The organism is Pasteurella oralis (genome assembly GCF_002850605.1).
Lineage (GTDB): Bacteria > Pseudomonadota > Gammaproteobacteria > Enterobacterales > Pasteurellaceae > Pasteurella > Pasteurella oralis.
This window is the reverse complement of sequence record NZ_NXGB01000003.1, coordinates 72,708-90,247: the sequence shown is the minus strand read 5'-3', so window position 1 is coordinate 90,247 and position 17,540 is coordinate 72,708. Positions and strand designations below refer to the sequence as shown.

Annotated in this window: 17 protein-coding genes; 2 read left to right on the top strand and 15 right to left on the bottom strand. The window is 37.3% G+C overall.

Annotated elements, in window-relative coordinates; translation table 11 throughout:
- Positions 1–5: 5 nt before the first annotated feature.
- From C0975_RS04745 to rhlB, 6 genes are all read right to left on the bottom strand, one after another.
- On the bottom strand, positions 6–887 hold the full coding sequence (locus C0975_RS04745; protein ID WP_174674042.1) for a septal ring lytic transglycosylase RlpA family protein: 882 nt from the start codon (positions 885–887) through the stop codon (positions 6–8).
- 49 nt (positions 888–936) lie between these two features.
- Positions 937–2,052, bottom strand: coding sequence for a rod shape-determining protein RodA (rodA, locus tag C0975_RS04740; protein ID WP_101775246.1), 1,116 nt, complete (start codon positions 2,050–2,052; stop codon positions 937–939).
- Positions 2,052–3,983: a penicillin-binding protein 2 gene (gene mrdA, locus C0975_RS04735; RefSeq protein WP_101775245.1), complete on the bottom strand. Its 1,932-nt coding sequence runs from the start codon at positions 3,981–3,983 to the stop codon at positions 2,052–2,054. The genes rodA and mrdA overlap by 1 nt, the downstream gene beginning before the upstream one ends.
- 15 nt (positions 3,984–3,998) lie before the next feature.
- Positions 3,999–4,466, bottom strand: a complete 468-nt coding sequence (gene rlmH, locus C0975_RS04730; protein ID WP_101775244.1) for a 23S rRNA (pseudouridine(1915)-N(3))-methyltransferase RlmH — start codon at positions 4,464–4,466, stop codon at positions 3,999–4,001.
- Positions 4,467–4,469: 3 nt separating this feature from the next.
- Entirely contained in the window at positions 4,470–4,781 is a 312-nt protein-coding gene (gene rsfS / locus C0975_RS04725) for a ribosome silencing factor (RefSeq protein WP_101775243.1), read from the bottom strand.
- A gap of 83 nt (positions 4,782–4,864) precedes the next feature.
- The gene (gene rhlB / locus C0975_RS04720) at positions 4,865–6,139 is read right to left on the bottom strand and encodes an ATP-dependent RNA helicase RhlB (protein WP_101775457.1); all 1,275 of its coding nucleotides are present in this window, start codon (positions 6,137–6,139) and stop codon (positions 4,865–4,867) included.
- 214 nt (positions 6,140–6,353) lie between these two features.
- Between rhlB and rho the strand changes: the two genes are divergently transcribed.
- Positions 6,354–7,616: a transcription termination factor Rho gene (gene rho / locus C0975_RS04715; RefSeq protein ID WP_046339095.1), complete on the top strand. Its 1,263-nt coding sequence runs from the start codon at positions 6,354–6,356 to the stop codon at positions 7,614–7,616.
- Between the two features lie 84 nt (positions 7,617–7,700).
- On the opposite strand, the gene C0975_RS04710 is transcribed toward rho, so the two are convergent.
- The 9 genes from C0975_RS04710 to yceD all read right to left on the bottom strand — a co-directional run bounded on the left by C0975_RS04710 (position 7,701) and on the right by yceD (position 15,569).
- Positions 7,701–8,600 (bottom strand): DUF2167 domain-containing protein, encoded by a 900-nt coding sequence (locus tag C0975_RS04710; RefSeq protein WP_101775242.1) that lies wholly within the window; start codon positions 8,598–8,600, stop codon positions 7,701–7,703.
- A gap of 98 nt (positions 8,601–8,698) precedes the next feature.
- Positions 8,699–10,036 carry an anaerobic C4-dicarboxylate transporter gene (locus tag C0975_RS04705; protein WP_101775241.1) on the bottom strand — a complete coding sequence of 446 codons (1,338 nt, stop codon included), beginning with the start codon at positions 10,034–10,036 and terminating at the stop codon, positions 8,699–8,701.
- Between the two features lie 239 nt (positions 10,037–10,275).
- A complete protein-coding gene (acpP, locus tag C0975_RS04700) occupies positions 10,276–10,506 on the bottom strand; it encodes an acyl carrier protein (protein WP_034617387.1) in 231 nt (76 codons plus the stop codon).
- A 264-nt stretch (positions 10,507–10,770) separates the two neighbouring features.
- Complete coding sequence (fabG, locus tag C0975_RS04695; protein ID WP_101775240.1) at positions 10,771–11,499, bottom strand: 3-oxoacyl-ACP reductase FabG; 729 nt, start codon at positions 11,497–11,499, stop codon at positions 10,771–10,773.
- A gap of 272 nt (positions 11,500–11,771) precedes the next feature.
- Entirely contained in the window at positions 11,772–12,710 is a 939-nt protein-coding gene (gene fabD, locus C0975_RS04690; protein WP_101775239.1) for an ACP S-malonyltransferase, read from the bottom strand.
- 65 nt (positions 12,711–12,775) lie between these two features.
- Positions 12,776–13,729, bottom strand: coding sequence for a beta-ketoacyl-ACP synthase III (locus C0975_RS04685; RefSeq protein ID WP_101775238.1), 954 nt, complete (start codon positions 13,727–13,729; stop codon positions 12,776–12,778).
- A 42-nt stretch (positions 13,730–13,771) separates the two neighbouring features.
- On the bottom strand, positions 13,772–14,827 hold the full coding sequence (gene plsX / locus C0975_RS04680) for a phosphate acyltransferase PlsX (RefSeq protein ID WP_101775237.1): 1,056 nt from the start codon (positions 14,825–14,827) through the stop codon (positions 13,772–13,774).
- Between the two features lie 29 nt (positions 14,828–14,856).
- Positions 14,857–15,027: a 50S ribosomal protein L32 gene (gene rpmF / locus C0975_RS04675; protein WP_005544470.1), complete on the bottom strand. Its 171-nt coding sequence runs from the start codon at positions 15,025–15,027 to the stop codon at positions 14,857–14,859.
- 17 nt (positions 15,028–15,044) lie between these two features.
- Positions 15,045–15,569 carry a 23S rRNA accumulation protein YceD gene (gene yceD, locus C0975_RS04670; RefSeq protein ID WP_101775236.1) on the bottom strand — a complete coding sequence of 175 codons (525 nt, stop codon included), beginning with the start codon at positions 15,567–15,569 and terminating at the stop codon, positions 15,045–15,047.
- A gap of 289 nt (positions 15,570–15,858) precedes the next feature.
- On the opposite strand from yceD, the gene C0975_RS04665 reads away from it, so the two are divergent.
- The gene (locus C0975_RS04665) at positions 15,859–17,508 is read left to right on the top strand and encodes an ABC transporter substrate-binding protein (protein WP_101775235.1); all 1,650 of its coding nucleotides are present in this window, start codon (positions 15,859–15,861) and stop codon (positions 17,506–17,508) included.
- The last annotated feature ends 32 nt before the right edge of the window (positions 17,509–17,540 follow it).

Genomic DNA, 17,540 nt, shown 5'->3' with positions numbered 1-17,540 from the left:
TTAGATTAATTACCAAATGTATATACAATTAATGGTTTAGAATAATTGAGTTTCCTCAACTGTGTTTTTAATTCATCAACTTGGGATTTTTCACTAAAAGGCCCAAAGTGGATATCAAATTTTGTGTCATTCGGGGTAATTTCTACTTTTAGGTCATCACGCCCAAGCCGTGCAATCAAAGATTCGGCTTGCTGTTTTGAATCTAAACTAAGGACACGAATTTTATATGCGGTTACATCAGTTGCTGTTCTCTTTGTTGATGTAACCTTATCTGTTAGTCGCTCACTCGTGGCTGTATCACTTACAAGACTGTTATCTAATCTATTGGCAACCGCTTGATTTTTTGCCAACTTAGTTAAAGCCGCAGTGGCAGGACCTGAAATTTTACCTTGTTGATCAACAGAAAAAATTTCCACTCGTACTTTACTAATCCCACTGCCAATAATCCCAATTTCCCTCGCCGCTGCACGTGATAAATCAATAATTCGCCCCTTAACAAAAGGTCCTCTATCATTAATACGCACGATCACTTTACGGTTATTACGTAAATTTGTCACTAAAACATACGAGTTTATTGGTAAAGTTTTATGTGCAGCAGTATATAAATTTTCATTGTAAATTTCACCATTCGATGTCTTTCTACCATGAAATTTTCGATGATAAAAACTGGCAATACCTTCTCTTGAATAAGCTTTCGCTTCATTGGTTGTTTGAGTGCGGTAACCTACACCTTTTATCCAATAAGAATAGGATTTAGTATCTGGTTGTTGATAAGTTAATTTAGGTCCTTGTAAGCCAAATAACTGCTTTGTCATTTCTGCTTTTGTACTTAATGCAATTAAAGCAACAAAAAGTGCGGTCAATATCTGAAAAGTTTTTTGTTTCATCATGAGTTAGTTCTGTTATTTTTAGTCATAATCTAAGATAGTCAAAATGCTAATTAGTTCCCTTTAGAAAATGCTCCTTATGTGTATGAATTGACATAATTAAACCAAAGCCAGCCATCAATGTCACAAATGAGGTACCACCATAACTAAATAAGGGTAAAGGCACACCAACCACGGGTAAAATTCCACTCACCATACCAATATTGACAAACACATAAACGAAAAAAATGAGTGTAATTGCCCCAACCAAAATGCGCCCAAATGCCGTTTGCGCATTTAAACCAATGATTAGCCCTCTTCCAACAATAAACAAATAAATTGCCATTAAAATCAGAAAACCAATCATGCCATATTCTTCACTTAATACAGCGAAAATAAAATCTGTATGTGGTTCAGGTAAAAACTCAAGCTGAGATTGTGTTCCTTCCATCCAGCCTTTACCACTCAAACCACCAGAACCAATGGCAATTTTAGATTGTAAAATATGAAAGCCCGCGCCTAAAGGATCTTTTTCAGGATCAAATAACGTCAACACACGTGTACGTTGATAATCATGCATTAAATAGAACCACATAATTGGGATAAAAGCAGCCAATCCTATAACAGCGATCAAAATTAACCACCAACTCATTCCAGCTAAAAAAACCACAAACAAACCAGAGGCACTCACTAAAATCGAGGTGCCTAAATCAGGCTGAATCGCAACCAAAAAAGTGGGGACTAAAATTAAAATTAACGCAATGAAAGTATGACTCAATTTTGGTGGAAGATGACGCTTCCCTAAATAAACTGCCACCATCAATGGCACTGCTAACTTAACAATTTCAGAAGGTTGAAAACGGAATAATCCCATGTCTAACCAACGTTGTGCACCTTTACTTGTGGTACCTATCGCATCAACCAAAATTAATAAAATAATCCCAACAGCAAATAAAAGTGGTGCAATGCGTTGATAAAATTTAGGCGGAAATTGTGCCATAATGAACATCACTGCAAAACCTAATGACACCTGAACCAAACGATTACGAAACATCGCTTCATTACCACCAGAGGCACTATATAGCACTAATAAACCGTAACCCGTAATTGCAATAAGCCCTAATAGTAACCATAAATCAATATGTAACTTCTGCCATAGTAAAAGCCAAATGTTCTTTTCGCGCATTATTCAATCACCTCAGATTCCGTTTGTGGCGCTGTTGATAAATGATTCATTTGTGGTAAACGTTGATTAAGGTAATAATCCATAATTTGTCGCACGACAGGCGCTGCGACACTGGAGCCACCACCCGCATTTTCTAAAATAATTGCCACCACCATTTTAGGATCATCATAAGGCGCATAAGCCGTAAACCATGCATGGTCATGTAATTCTTTTTTCAGTCCACTTGCATCATAAGTCTGATTTTCTTTTAAACTAAAGACCTGTGCTGTGCCCGATTTTCCAGCCACACGATAATTCGTCCCCACAAAAGCTTTACGTCCAGTACCATTAGAAGCATTGACTACATTATACATACCACGTTTAGCTGCTTCCCAATAAGCCGCTTTTGGTTCAGTAATATCCTCATACAATAAAGGATCTTGATAAAATTCGACCGCACTTCCCTCAATGCTTTTCATCAAATGAGGGGTATGCACTTTACCATTATTGATTAAAATACTTGTCGCTTTTGCCACTTGTAATGGCGTTGCTATCCAATAGCCTTGTCCTATTCCTACTGAAATCGTATCCCCCTGCACCCAAGGTCGTTTATGCCGTTTTTGCTTCCAGTCACGACTTGGCATAATACCCGCTGTTTCCTCTTGAATATCAATACCCGTTGGCACACCAAAACCAAAACGTTTCATCCAATCAGACAAACGGTCAATTCCCATGTTATAAGCGGTTTGATAAAAATAAGTATCAGAAGACTCTACAATAGCCTTATTTAAATCAGTATGCCCATGTCCTGTTTTTTTCCAATCACGAAAACGTTTCGTCGTATTTGGTAAAATCCAATAACCGGGATCAAAAATTGTCATGTTTTGTGTAATCACATTTTCATATAACGCCGCGACACCAATAAAAGGTTTAACAGTTGACGCTGGTGGATAAGCGCCTTGTGTCACACGGCTATATAAAGGTCGATTAGGGTCATTTAAAAGGCGTCTATAATCCGCACTTGAAATCCCACCAACAAACAAATTATTGTCATAACTTGGAGTAGAAACCATCGCCAAAATACTATTATCTTTCGGGTCAAGTACCACCACAGCGCCCTTTTGATTACCAAGTAAATCAGTAATATAACGCTGTAACTCTAAATCAATCGTCAAATGAATACTTTTACCGGCAATAGCAGGTTGCTCACGTAATTTACGAATCACCTTACCACGGTTATTAACCTCAACTTCTTCAAACCCTGTTGTGCCATGTAACTGCGACTCATAATAACGTTCAATACCTAACTTACCGATATCATGTGTACCAGCATAATTGGCATATTTATCTTCTTTTTTCAAACGCTCTACGTCTTTATCATTAATTTTTGCTACATAACCTAAAATATGTGTCAACGGTTCACCATACAAATAATGACGCTTGAAGTAAGGTTTAATCTCTAAACTAGCAAAACGATATTGATTTACTGAAAAGCGAGCAATTTGTTCTTCCGTTAAATGTGGTTTTAATAAAATCGAAGTATAACGAGAAGAACGGCGACGTTCTTTTTTGAATGCGTCAATATCTTCTTCGGTTAATCCAACTATTGTCTTTAATTCTTCAAAAGTGCGGTCTAAATTTTCCACTTTTTCAGGCACTATATATAAACCAAAGAAAGTTAAATTCTCCGCTAAAAGTTTACCATAACGGTCATAAATCAAGCCGCGAGTGGGGGGCAAAGGCAATAACTTAATCCGATTACCATTTGAGCGTGTTTGATAACTGTCATAATTCATAATTTGTAAGTGGTACAAATTGGTTGCCAAAATTGCTGATAAAATTAGCACAACAATAAAAGACACTAATGCACGGCGTGCAAAAAGATTGCGCTCCGATTTTTTATCTCGAATTAGTTCTTGTTGTGGTTGTGACAGCAATTTTTTCAAATTCATAGTGGAATTAATCAATTATTCACGATGATAAGGATGATTAGTAGTCAAAGACCAAGCTCGATATAAGCTTTCTGCGACGACAATACGCACTAATGGATGTGGTAAAGTTAAAGGCGATAATGACCAGCTTTGTTCAGCTGCTGCTTTACATTCTGGCGATAATCCTTCTGGTCCCCCAATTAATAAACATACATCACGACCATCATGTTTCCATGCTTCAAGCTGGACAGCTAACTGTTCTGTAGTCCAAGGTTTGCCAGGAATATCTAAACTGACAATTCGATTTTTACCACAAGCAGCTAGCATTGCTTTACCTTCTTGTTCCAAAATACGCTTAATATCCGCATTTTTACCACGCTTACCCGCAGCAATCTCAATAAGCTCAAACGGCATATCTTTTGGAAAACGACGCTGGTATTCTTCAAACCCGTGTGTTACCCAAGTCGGCATTTTTGTCCCAACGGCGATCAGTTGAATTTTCACAACTTAGCCCCACAGTTTTTCCAGTTGATACATTTCTCGGCTGTCTGCTTGCATGATGTGAACAATCGCTTGCCCCAAATCCACAACAATCCAATCTGCCGTATCTAGACCTTCATCAGCAAAAGTTTCAAAACCAGCGCGTTTACATTCTGTAATTAAATTTTGCGCTAAAGAAGAAACATGACGGCTTGATGTACCAGTACAAATTACCATATCATCTGTAATCGGTGATTTACCACGTACATCAAGATGTAAAATATCTGTTGCTTTTAAATCATCTAATTTATCGATAATAAAATCAGTCAATGTATTCAAATTAATATCCTTTAACTTATTTGTTACACTCAATTATCTACCTTTTGTACTAAAATCCATCTGGAAAAAATAATGCGTATAACTTAGCTGAAATTTCGTTTTAAATGCCGTTTATTTTGCGAATTCCGCTGCATATTAGCGTGGTTCTTCGCTGAATGCCCACTTCGCTTAATACGATGAGGCTTTGGTAATACTAATAACGCATTTGCATCATATTGACTAACAGGAATACTATGTGCAATATATTCTTCAATTGCCGGCAAATTCATTGCATATTCTTCACACGCGAAACTGATTGAAACACCACTTTCGCCAGCACGCCCCGTGCGTCCAATACGATGTACATAGTCTTCCCGATCATCAGGTAAATCATAATTAAAAACATGCGTCACATCAGCAATATGCAAACCGCGTGCAGCTACATCAGTCGCAACTAAAATATCTAATTGCCCATCAGTAAACTGCTTTAATAAAGAAAGGCGTTTTTTCTGTGCAACATCGCCAGTCAATAAGCCGACACGATGCCCATCTGCGGCCAAATAACCCCAAATATCTTCACAGCGATGTTTCGTATTGGCAAAGATAATACAACGTTCTGGCCATTCTTCTTCTAATAAAGTCAACAACAGCGCCATTTTGTCTTGATTTGATGGATAAAATAGCTCCTCTTTAATACGATGACCCGTTTTTTGTAATGGCTCAATTTCGACATATTCAGGCTCATTCATATCTTCAAATGCTAGCTCACGCACTTTATAGGATAATGTAGCAGAAAATAACATAGTTAAGCGCTGTTGTGGTGGCGGGCATTTACGCAACAAATAGCGAATATCTTTAATAAATCCCAGATCGAACATACGATCAGCTTCATCCAGCACTACCACTTGAATTTGATCTAAGCAAACAATGCCTTGTTTGACATAGTCAATTACTCGTCCAGTCGTGCCGATTAAAATATCAACACCTTCTTCAATCGCTTTTAACTGTTTATCATAACCATCTCCACCATAGGCTAAACCTGTTTTTAACCCTGTTGCTTTAGCTAACAACTCAGCATCATTGTTAATTTGGACTGCTAATTCACGGGTTGGTGCCAAAATTAATGCTCGAGGCTGTGAAAAAGAAGATCCTGTTTGACATTCTAATAAATGGTGAAAAGTGGCTGTTAAAAATGCCATTGTTTTTCCCGTGCCTGTTTGTGCTTGTCCCGCCACATCTTTCCCAGCCAAGCTGATAGGCAAAGAAAGTGCTTGAATTGGCGTACAATAATCAAAGCCCTTCGCTTGTAGTGCACTTAATACTTTGCTATTTAAAGGCAAATCAGTAAAACGGAGTTGAGTTAAATAATTATTTTGCATAAAAAATAAGAAATCGCTTAGAAAAAATTGTGCTAAGAATAGCATGAAGTAGAAAAATCCCCAAAAACTGACCGCACTTTTTCAATTTTTTTCACAAAAATCCGGGCTAAAACTAGACAGTAGCGGGTTTTAGTGATAATTTACGCACATTCTAAAAAATCACATATTCATTCATTTATTCTTTTTATCAAATCAATAACAACCCTCAAATATTATGCATCTTACAGAACTTAAAAATAGACCCGTTTCCGAACTTGTCGAACTCGGCGAAGGACAAATGGGCTTAGAAAATTTAGCGCGTTTACGCAAACAAGACATTGTTTTTGCTATCTTAAAACAACATGCCAAAAGTGGGGAAGACATCTTTGGTGGCGGCGTATTAGAAATTTTACCAGATGGTTTCGGTTTCTTACGTTCAGCAGACAGTTCCTATCTCGCTGGTCCTGATGATATCTATGTATCGCCAAGCCAAATTCGTCGTTTCAACTTACAAACTGGTGATAAAATTGAAGGTAAAATTCGCCCACCTAAAGAAGGTGAACGTTATTTTGCTTTATTAAAAGTTGATCAAGTAAATGACGATAGACCTGAAGTTTCACGTAGCAAAATCCTATTTGAAAACTTAACTCCATTACATGCTAATTCTCGTTTGAGAATGGAGCGTGGTAACGGTTCAACAGAAGACTTAACTGCTCGTATCTTAGATTTAGCTTCGCCTATTGGTAAAGGACAGCGTGGTCTTATCGTCGCGCCACCTAAAGCGGGTAAAACAATGTTATTGCAAAATATTGCGCAAAGTATTACCCACAACTATCCAGAATGTGAGCTTATCGTACTTTTAATCGATGAACGTCCAGAAGAAGTGACTGAAATGCAACGTTCAGTAAAAGGTGAAGTAATTGCTTCAACTTTTGATGAGCCAGCAACGCGTCATGTGCAAGTGGCAGAAATGGTTATTGAGAAAGCAAAACGCTCAGTTGAGCATAAAAAAGATGTTGTGATTTTACTAGACTCAATTACCCGTCTAGCACGAGCTTATAATACCGTGACCCCCGCGTCTGGTAAGATTCTTTCTGGTGGTGTGGACGCAAATGCATTACATCGCCCAAAACGCTTCTTCGGTGCAGCACGTAATGTAGAAGAAGGCGGTAGCTTAACCATTATTGCCACTGCTCTCGTCGATACAGGTTCTAAAATGGATGAAGTTATCTTTGAAGAATTCAAAGGTACAGGTAATATGGAATTACATCTATCCCGTAAAATTGCAGAAAAACGTGTCTTCCCAGCAATCGACTTTAATCGTTCAGGTACACGTAAAGAAGACTTACTCACTACACCTGATGAGTTACAAAAAATGTGGATCCTACGTAAAATTCTTAACCCAATGGGTGAAGTGGAAGCAATGGAATTCCTCATTGATAAACTCATGGTAGCAAAAACTAATGATGAATTCTTCGAGATTATGAAGCGTTCATAGTTTTACAACTCAAATGTTAAAAGCCTCAAAAATTGATTTTGAGGCTTTTCTATTACTGAACTGTATCATGGCTATTCGATGAAATTAACACTTCCGTCTTAATAATCGTTTAAATGCAATAACAGCAAACAATACAACCGCAATAATAATCATCGCAACTAGCAAAAAAAATTTATCTCTCTCTGTAAATAAACTTGATTTTTGTCCAAATGTACCGCTAACTAAAGTAGATATCCCAAACCAAGCAACTTTGTCTTTCCCTAGTGTAAAATCTTCATATCCTTCCCCTTCATTAAAGTGGATACGCTCACGCAGCTCTTCCGCAATCGCTTGCTCAGACTCAAATGTTGATTCTTCAGTCAAGAATGATAACCCGATATAACCTATACGACTAAGCAGATAAGCATTATAATTAACAATATTGCTAGCCCCTTCCTCTACATTAGGTCCTATTGGTTTTAAATTAATAGCCCAAACGAGATGGTGCTTTTTGTCATCGTAAATTGGTTTTTTGACCCAACCTAAGGTATCAATTTCTGCTGCACCTTTTTCACGACGAATCTCATTGAGCTCTTTATCACCTTCTCGCAATTTCTCAAACAGTGCATCTATATCCCATGTTTTTGCTTCTTTATCTGAGATATAACCGATATCAGAATAGACGATATCAAAAATCCAAGAAGGGTCATCTTTTTTCATCACTATTGCTAAACGACCTATATCCGCGTTATTACCAATAAGCTCCATGAATTGATTAGCATAAAATCCAGGCAAAAGTACCATATCACTAGGCAAGTCAAAAACACCACCAGGTAAAGGAAATTTGACAGGACCTTCGGTCCCATGAATAAAGAGAAGCCTTTCAATTTCATCTAATTTTTGCTTTGACTCTGCAGTTTCTGCTACAACCATCGTATTGACACTGAATACAAGCAATAAAAGTGCGGTCAGTTTTGTGAAAATTTGTCCTAACGCTCTAAACATACATGTTCCTTAAATATAGAAAGAGAAATAACCAAATGATATGAAAAATGCGGTCAATATTTTAACTTTGACCGCATTTTTATAACAAAAATCACAAATTAAATCATGATTTGTGCTATCACATAACCAACACAACAAGCTGTCACAACCCCAATAAGTCCTGGTACCATAAAGCTATGGTTAAAGTAATACTTACCTATTTTTGTTGTACCTGTCACATCAAAGTTGACTGTTGCAATATCTGATGGATAGTTTGGAATAAAGAAATAACCATAAGTAGCGGGCATTAAACCGACCAATAATGCCACAGGTAGACCTAATTCAAGACCAACAGGTAACATCATGACAGCCGTTGCAGCTTGACTGTTAATGACTACTGACACAGCAAATAACGCAAGTGCAAAGGTCCAAGGGTAATGTCTTACCATTGAAGTAATACCTTCTCTAAACTCTGGCATAGCGAATTTGAAGTAAGTATCACTCATCCATGCAATACCAAAAATTGCAATAGCTGCCACCATACCTGATTTAAATACAACACCATTTGGTACAATTTGAGGATTAGTTCGAGTCACTAATAAGATAATACCGCCAAAACAGAGCATCATCATTTGGATAATAAGTGACATCGAAATAGGTTTAACTTTATCACCCTCACCAATAGTACGAATTTCAGGGAACATCGCCACAATGACAATAACAGCTAAAGCGAGCAAAAATAAGTAAACTGATTGTTTTGCCGCAGGCGGTAACTCTTCATTTAACGTTGTCGTTGTTGTATTTAAAATACGATCGCGCCAAATTGGATCTTGTAAGCGGCGCTGGTATTCTGGATCATCTTCTAGCTCTTTACCACGGCGCATACTATATAAAGATAATGCAAGTGTACCAATAAAGGTTGCAGGAACGGTAACTGAAATAATATCTAATAAGGAAATATGTGCAAAACCGGGTAATTCAACAATTTTACCAAGATAGAATACTACTGCTGCAGAAAGTGGACTTGACGTAATCGCTAATTGAGATGCAACAGATGCTGCTGCCATTGGACGCTCAGGGCGAATTTTATTTTTTAATGCCACATCACCAATAATTGGCATAATCGAATAGACTGAGTGACCTGTTCCAAGCATAAATGTCATTAAATAAGTAACGATTGGACCAAGTAATGTGATACGTTTCGGGTTACTACGTAAAATACGTTCTGCGACTTGCAGCATAAATTTTAAGCCACCAGCAGCTTCTAAAATAGATGCACAAGTAACAACGGAAAGAATAATCAACATAACATCAACTGGGGCTTTTCCAACTGGCATGCGGAAAATAAAGACTTCGATCACTAAGCCAATCCCAGATACAACCCCCAATCCTATACCGCCAAAACGGCTACCCACATATAGCATGAGTAGTAGGAACAAAAACTCTAAATAAAGCATAGATATACCTCTAAAATGTTATAAAAAATATTAGCGACATCATACTTGATTTATATTTGTACACAATCCTTTTCACTTTCTTTTAAGTAATTTTTTCGAAAAATAAAACAATTATTTGGTTTAAATCAAAAAAAGTAAAATGCTTATAAAAAATAGGGAGTTATTTAAATCAAATGAGGAAATGATAGTGATAAGATGGGAAAAAATTTAGGCGGTTATACAAACCGCCTAAATGTGAATTACTGATTGTTTTGAACGTAATCAATCGCAGATTGAACTGTTGTAATTTTTTCTGCTTCTTCATCTGGAATTTCGATATCAAATTCTTCTTCTAAAGCCATCACTAATTCAACAGTATCTAAAGAATCCGCACCTAAATCTTCAACGAAAGACGCTTCAGATTTAACTTCGTCTTCTTTAACGCCTAATTGCTCAACGATGATTTTTTTTACGCGTTCTTCAATGCTCATTTGTTTCTTCCTATTGTTTAGTTTTTCGCTCACTGCGACGAGTTAGTTAGTGTATATATTTTTTGTAAAGTTACAATGATTTTTGCTGGTGGTCAAACCTTAAAACCATCTTTTAAAAAACACATACAGTGAAAATACAGTTACGTTACTTCATCTACGCTTTAAAGTGGCGTAACCAAGTTACATTGCAACCAAGATTTTAACATTAACCTCAATCTTTGGCTATGCTTTTATCCCCTAAAATCTGTAATTGATTTCACACAATTAGTTGGTATACATACCACCATTCACATGCAAAGTTGTACCTGTAATATAGCTCGCATCATCAGAAGCTAAAAACGCAACTGCTTTCGCAATATCTTTTGGTTCCCCTAAACGACCTGCCGGAACTTGCGACAAAATACCTGCTTTTTGCTCATCTGTTAACACTTCTGTCATGTCTGTCGCGATAAAACCTGGGGCAACCACGTTCACGGTAATACCACGCGAAGCCACTTCTTTTGCCAGCGCTTTACTAAAACCGATTAAACCCGCTTTCGCTGCACAATAGTTAGTTTGTCCTGGATTTCCCATTGACCCCACCACAGAACCAATAGTAATGATACGACCAAAGCGTTTTTTCATCATTGAACGCAACATCGCTTTTGATAAATAGTAAACTGATGTTAAGTTAGTTTGCATAATAGCAAACCATTCTTCATCCTTCATACGCATCAATAAATTATCACGTGTGATACCCGCATTATTGACTAGCACGTCAATATCACCAAAATCAGCTTTGATTTTTTCTAATGTTGCATCGATTGAAGCAAAATCGGATACATTTAAAACCAAACCTTTTCCTTTTTCACCTAAATACGCAGAAATACTTTCCGCCCCTTTCTCTGATGTTGCAGTACCAATAACAAACGCCCCTTTCGCAACTAATTCCTCTGCTATTGCACGTCCAATACCACGAGTTGCGCCTGTGACTAACGCGATTTTACCCTGCATAAATATCTCCTTAATTAAATTTGTGTCTCATTCACTAATTCGACACAGCGAAGTTTAAATCGTTCTTTACTCTTTTCTTTATATTGTATTTCTTTCAATACACACTCAAAATTTACTTTTGTTTACATTGTGTTAATGTTTTAGACAACGTGTGTATTTAAAGTAGCGCCAGAAGAAACAATCACTAAAGTATGTTCAACAAATGTAGCCATTACACAAAAGAACAATAAAGTGAACACCATGTTTCATAGCAATACTAGACAAAATCTATCTTATGCCAATGCCTGTTCGGCTAATGCTAATGAATTAACATCATTTACTGCTTGAGCAACAAGCTCTTTTACAATACGACTTGTTAAACCTGTTAACACTTTATTTGGTCCAATTTCAATGAGTACTTCAATTCCTTGCCCTGCCATTTTTTCTACGCTTTCAGTCCAGCGCACAGGGCTATAAAGCTGACGAACAAGTGCGCTACGAATTGCTGAACTTTCCGTTTCTGTTGCAACATCAACATTATTAATCACTGAAGTCGTTGGTGTTTTAATTGCAATATTATCTAAAGAAACCGCTAATTGATCAGCCGCAGGTTTCATTAATGCACAATGTGAAGGTACACTGACTGCTAAAGGTAAAGCACGTTTTGCTCCAGCTTCTTTACAAGCGACTGCGGCACGTTCAACTGCGGCTTTTGCACCAGCGATAACAACCTGACCTGGTGAATTAAAGTTTACGGCTGAAACCACTTCACCTTGTCCTGATTCTGCACAAGCTTTAATAATTGACGCATTATCTAAACCAATAATAGCATACATTGCTCCCGTACCTTCTGGTACGGCTTGTTGCATTAACTTACCACGTAACTCTACTAATTTAATCGCATCTTGGAAATCAATCACATCAGCACAAACTAACGCAGAATATTCGCCTAAACTATGTCCTGCCATTAATTCGGGTTTTAAATTCGGATATTGTTGTTGCCAAACACGATAAATCGCAACAGAAGCCGCTAACAATGCAGGTTGAGTTTGCCAAGTTTTATTTAATTCTTCTGCTGGGCCTTTCTGCACTAATTGCCACAAATCATAGCCTAATACCTCTGAAGCTTGTTGAAAAGTTTGTTGTACAACAGGATATTGCTCTGCTAATTCAGCTAACATGCCCACCGCTTGTGAACCTTGCCCCGGAAATACCATTGCAAATTTTTTCATGTTTTTTTCCTTATTCATTAAAACTTTTTAAAAATCAACCGCACTTTTATGCATGACCAGTGCTATTAGAACTTAACTAATGCCGCTCCCCAAGTCAGACCACCACCAAAAGCTTCTAACAATAACATCTGACCACGCTGAATACGACCATCACGCACAGCCTCATCTAGCGCACTTGGAATACTACCCGCCGAAGTATTACCATGACGATCGAGAGTAACAACTACTTGCGACATATCCATTTCTAATTTTTTTGCTGTTGCCGAAATAATACGTAAATTGGCTTGATGTGGTACTAACCAATCAATATCTTTTTTATCCAAATTATTTGCTTCAAGAGTTTCTTCTACGACATTTGCTAACTCACGTACAGCAATTTTAAACGTCGCATTACCTTGCATTTCTAAATATGCGGGATCGCTTTCAACACTTCGCGCTTGATTGGCTAGCGTTAAAACATCTGCATTTTCTCCAGTCGCATGTAAATGCGTAGAAAGAATTCCTGCTTCATTTGAGCGTTCTAAAATAACCGCACCAGCACCATCGCCAAACAAAATTACAGTACCACGATCTGCTGGATTCAAAGTACGAGAAAAAAGATCTGCACCAATGACAAGTGCTTTATTGACTTTTCCAGTACGAATAAATTGATCTGCAACTGTTAATGCATAAACAAAACCTGAACAAGCAGCAGCCACATCAAAAGCAATAGCATCTTTAATTTCAAGCATTTTTTGAATTTGACAAGCAGCACTTGGAAATGCATGAGTTGAACTTGTTGTTGCAACAACAATCAAATCAATTTCATTCACATCCATCGGTGACATAGCCAAACATTTTTTTGCTGCCTCAAAGCCCATAGTTGCTACCGTCTCATGTGGATCAGCAATACGGCGTTCTTTAATACCAGTACGTTCAGAAATCCATTCATCAGAGGTTTCCACCATTTTTTCTAAATCTGCATTAGTACGAATATTTTTGGGTAAGTAACTACCTGTTGATAAGATTTTACTATACATAATAAATCTCGTTAAAAAGGATAGCGAACTCGCTATATTAAATTAATGATCACTTGTTATTTTTATATGCGCAGATGACTCGTATTTTTCGAGTCCAGCTAAAATTTTTGTTGGAATTTGCTGACGCACTTGAAATGCAGCATCAGCAATTGCATAAGAAAAGGCCTCGATATTTGCACTACCATGGCTTTTTACTACAACGGATGCCAATCCAATTAAAGAAGCACCATTATATTCATCTGGGTTAATTTGCTTTAAACGCTGATAGCTATCTTTAAATAAATGACGTAATAACCAAGAAAATACAGGTTTCAGTAGACTATTTTTCGATTTACCTTTTAGTAAGGCAATAACATTTTTAGCCGCACCTTCAAGCGTTTTTAATGCCACATTGCCCGCAAATCCATCGCTTACAATAACATCAGCTTTGCCATTTAACAAAAAGTTACCTTCAATGAAGCCAACATAATTAAGTGCGGTATCCTTTTCTAATAAAACTGCCGCATCTCGAATTGACTTATGCCCTTTGATATCTTCACTGCCAATATTAAGTAACGCAACTCTCGGATAAACCAAATTTAAAATATTTTCGACAAAAATACTGCCCATCAATGCAAATTGATATAAGTTTTCCGCATCACAATCAATGTTAGCACCAAGATCAAGCATAACACTTTTTCTGCCATCAACAGTTGGAATCACAGAAATAAGCGCAGGGCGTTGAATCCCTTTAAGTGGTTGTAACAAAATTTTTGAAAGCCCCATTAATGCAGCTGTATTCCCTGCACTAACACAACCTTGCGCTTCACCTTTTTGTACGGCTTCGATAGCCAAACGCATTGATGTCCCTTTGCTATTGCGCAATGCATAAGAAATACCATGTTCATTATCAATCGTACGTGAACAATGACAAACAGTAAGGCGTTGTTGAACAGAAGCGGGGATGTTTTCAAGTAAGGGAAGAATTTGCTGGCTATCACCAAACAATAATAAAGAAAGCATTGGATCATTTTCCAACGCAAGTAAGGATGCAGGGATAGTAATACGGGGACCTATGTCCCCGCCCATCACATCTAACGCAAGGGTTAGACGACTCAAGTGATTACCTTAATTAAATAATGTATAAATTATTTATTAATCACTTTACGACCACGATAGTAACCATCGGCAGTTACGTGGTGACGTAAATGAGTTTCACCGCTTGCTTTATCAACTGATACTGCGGCAGTGGTTAATGCATCGTGTGAACGACGCATATCGCGTCTTGAACGAGATTTTTTGTTTTGTTGAACAGCCATTGGCTATACTCCTAAATTTACTTTTGCTTTAAACTAGCTAATACAGCGAACGGGTTCGGTTTTTTTGCCAGCTCTTCGGGCAATTCGCCAAAAACCTGTTCAGCCACGGACACTTCACAGTGTTCAGATGAATGCAATGGTACAATTGGTAGACTTAAAATTAATTCATCTTCAACAGTACCAAGTAAATCTATTTCACCAAACTCATCAAATTCGATTGGCTCATAAATTTCGGGCAATACATCGGCTTGATCCAAATTAGCCACAGGACTGTAACAAAATGTACAATCGATAGTTTGCATAAAGGCTTTTTGACAACGTTGACAGACAACTTCAATATCAACTGTTGCTTGACCTTTCATGACCACTAATTTTTGTGGATCAATAAAAAACGATAATCTAACCTGTGCATCGCTGAGCACTTTACTTACTGACTCAGAAAGACGTTCAAGCTGATTAATAGCATAATAGCCATCATAATCTAATCGACGCTGTGCATCTTTAACTGGGTCAACAGTTAGGGGTAATTTTACCTTTTGCATAGGGCGTGAATATTACCGTTTGAGAACAAAATAGTCAAAGGAAATTATTACTTTTTCACTGAACTTCCCCCGAAAATTTAGCAAAAACCTTTTTCATCACATCAATTTTAATTCATTTATTTAAAAATGATGAATAAAGAGTAGAAAAACTTCAAAAGAAAATAACAAATGGTGTATCTAAATCAAATTTATCTATTTTAGCTCACAAATCACACTTTCAATACTTTACAGCACTCCATTTTTCCTTTATTAATAGAAGTTCTTTTTACTCACAAAAAAAGGTAAAACTATGACAAACACAGTGAAAAAAACATTTCTTAATATCGCATTAACAAGTGCGTTAACGCTTTTGGCAACACAAAGCGCTTTCGCAGCCGAAGTACCTGCAGGTACTGTTCTTGCTGATAAGCAAGAACTCAGAATGAATAATGGCTCAGATCCATCCTCTCTTGACCCGCATAAAATCGAAGGAACGCCCGAAGCATTAGTTGCTCGTCAACTTTTCGAAACATTAGTGATTTCAGATGCTGATGGTCATATCATTCCAGGTGCCGCAGAAAAATGGGAACATAGTGCAGATTTCAAAACTTGGACGTTCCATCTTCGTAAAGATGGCAAATGGTCAAATGGTGAACCTGTTACCGCAGAAGATTTCGTGTTTGCTTTCCAACGTTTAGCTGATCCAAAAACAGCCTCGCCTTATTCCAGCTATTTAAAATATTTAAAATTATTAAATTCAGCAGATATTGTTGCAGGTAAAAAACCTCTCACAGACTTAGGTGTAAAAGCACTTGATGCACATACGTTACAACTCACACTTTCTGAAAGTGTCCCTTATGCAGATAAACTCACTGAACACTATGTACTTGCACCAGTAAATAAAAAACTTGTAGAACAGTTTGGCGATAAATGGACTGATCTTAAAAATATTGTCGGTAATGGGGCGTTTAAAATTACTAATTGGATCATCAATGAAAAATTAGAGATGGTACCAAATAATCATTATTGGAACCACCCAAAAACAGTATTAACTCATGTCACGCTTTATCCAATTACCTCTGAAAATACTGATGTTTCACGCTATCGCGCAGGTGATTTAGATATCACTAACTACGCACTTCCAGTAGAGCTTTTTGCTAAATTAAAAGCCGAATTCCCAAATGAAGTATATACACCACCGGTGCTATGCACTTATCTATATGAAATCAATCATAAAAAAGCACCATTCAATGATGTTCGTGTAAGAAAAGCCTTATCAATGGCAATGGACCGTAACATTATTACTGAAAAAGTGACTGCGCAAGGTCAAGTTCCTGCATATAATTTTACACCACCTTATATTAATGGCGGTGAAAAAATCACAACGCCTGAGTGGTCAAACTTACCGCAAGCAGAGCGTAATAAAAAAGCTGTCGAATTACTAAAAGAAGCTGGCTTTGATAAGAATAATCCATTAACTTTCAACTTACTTTACAACACTTCAGATAACCATAAGAAAATTGCGATTGCGGCAACTTCTATTTGGAAGAAAAATCTCGATGGTGCAGTAAACATTAAATTAGAAAACCAAGAATGGAAAACCTATTTAGACTCACGCCATCAAGGTAACTATGATGTCACTCGTGCAGGCTGGTGTGCTGACTATAACGAAGCAACAACGTTCTTAAACTATTTCTTATCAACCAGTAGTAACAATACTGCTTTCTATAAGAGTGCAGAATATGATGCATTATTAGCCTCATCCTACCAAGTAGAGAGTGATGAAGGTCGTGCAGAAGTTTACGCTAAACTTGAGCAACAGCTAGAAAAAGATACAGCATTAGTACCAATGTATTACTATGTTGATCCTCGTATGGTAAAACCTTATGTAAAAGGCTTTGCGACCAAGCACCCAGGTAAAAACTACTACTTAAAAGATGTTTATTTAGTTAAACAATAATTTTTATACGACTTTATAGTGCGGTCAATACT

What these genes read in the sequence shown, in the direction of transcription:
- C0975_RS04745 (WP_174674042.1), bottom strand. Translation starts at nt 887, where the DNA reads ATGAAACAAAAAACTTTTCAGATATTGACCGCACTTTTTGTTGCTTTA.
- rodA (WP_101775246.1), bottom strand. Translation starts at nt 2,052, where the DNA reads ATGCGCGAAAAGAACATTTGGCTTTTACTATGGCAGAAGTTACATATT.
- mrdA (WP_101775245.1), bottom strand. Translation starts at nt 3,983, where the DNA reads ATGAATTTGAAAAAATTGCTGTCACAACCACAACAAGAACTAATTCGA.
- rhlB (WP_101775457.1), bottom strand. Translation starts at nt 6,139, where the DNA reads ATGCAAAATAATTATTTAACTCAACTCCGTTTTACTGATTTGCCTTTA.
- rho (WP_046339095.1), top strand. Translation starts at nt 6,354, where the DNA reads ATGCATCTTACAGAACTTAAAAATAGACCCGTTTCCGAACTTGTCGAA.
- C0975_RS04710 (WP_101775242.1), bottom strand. Translation starts at nt 8,600, where the DNA reads ATGTTTAGAGCGTTAGGACAAATTTTCACAAAACTGACCGCACTTTTA.
- C0975_RS04705 (WP_101775241.1), bottom strand. Translation starts at nt 10,036, where the DNA reads ATGCTTTATTTAGAGTTTTTGTTCCTACTACTCATGCTATATGTGGGT.
- acpP (WP_034617387.1), bottom strand. Translation starts at nt 10,506, where the DNA reads ATGAGCATTGAAGAACGCGTAAAAAAAATCATCGTTGAGCAATTAGGC.
- fabG (WP_101775240.1), bottom strand. Translation starts at nt 11,499, where the DNA reads ATGCAGGGTAAAATCGCGTTAGTCACAGGCGCAACTCGTGGTATTGGA.
- fabD (WP_101775239.1), bottom strand. Translation starts at nt 12,710, where the DNA reads ATGAAAAAATTTGCAATGGTATTTCCGGGGCAAGGTTCACAAGCGGTG.
- C0975_RS04685 (WP_101775238.1), bottom strand. Translation starts at nt 13,729, where the DNA reads ATGTATAGTAAAATCTTATCAACAGGTAGTTACTTACCCAAAAATATT.
- rpmF (WP_005544470.1), bottom strand. Translation starts at nt 15,027, where the DNA reads ATGGCTGTTCAACAAAACAAAAAATCTCGTTCAAGACGCGATATGCGT.
- yceD (WP_101775236.1), bottom strand. Translation starts at nt 15,569, where the DNA reads ATGCAAAAGGTAAAATTACCCCTAACTGTTGACCCAGTTAAAGATGCA.
- C0975_RS04665 (WP_101775235.1), top strand. Translation starts at nt 15,859, where the DNA reads ATGACAAACACAGTGAAAAAAACATTTCTTAATATCGCATTAACAAGT.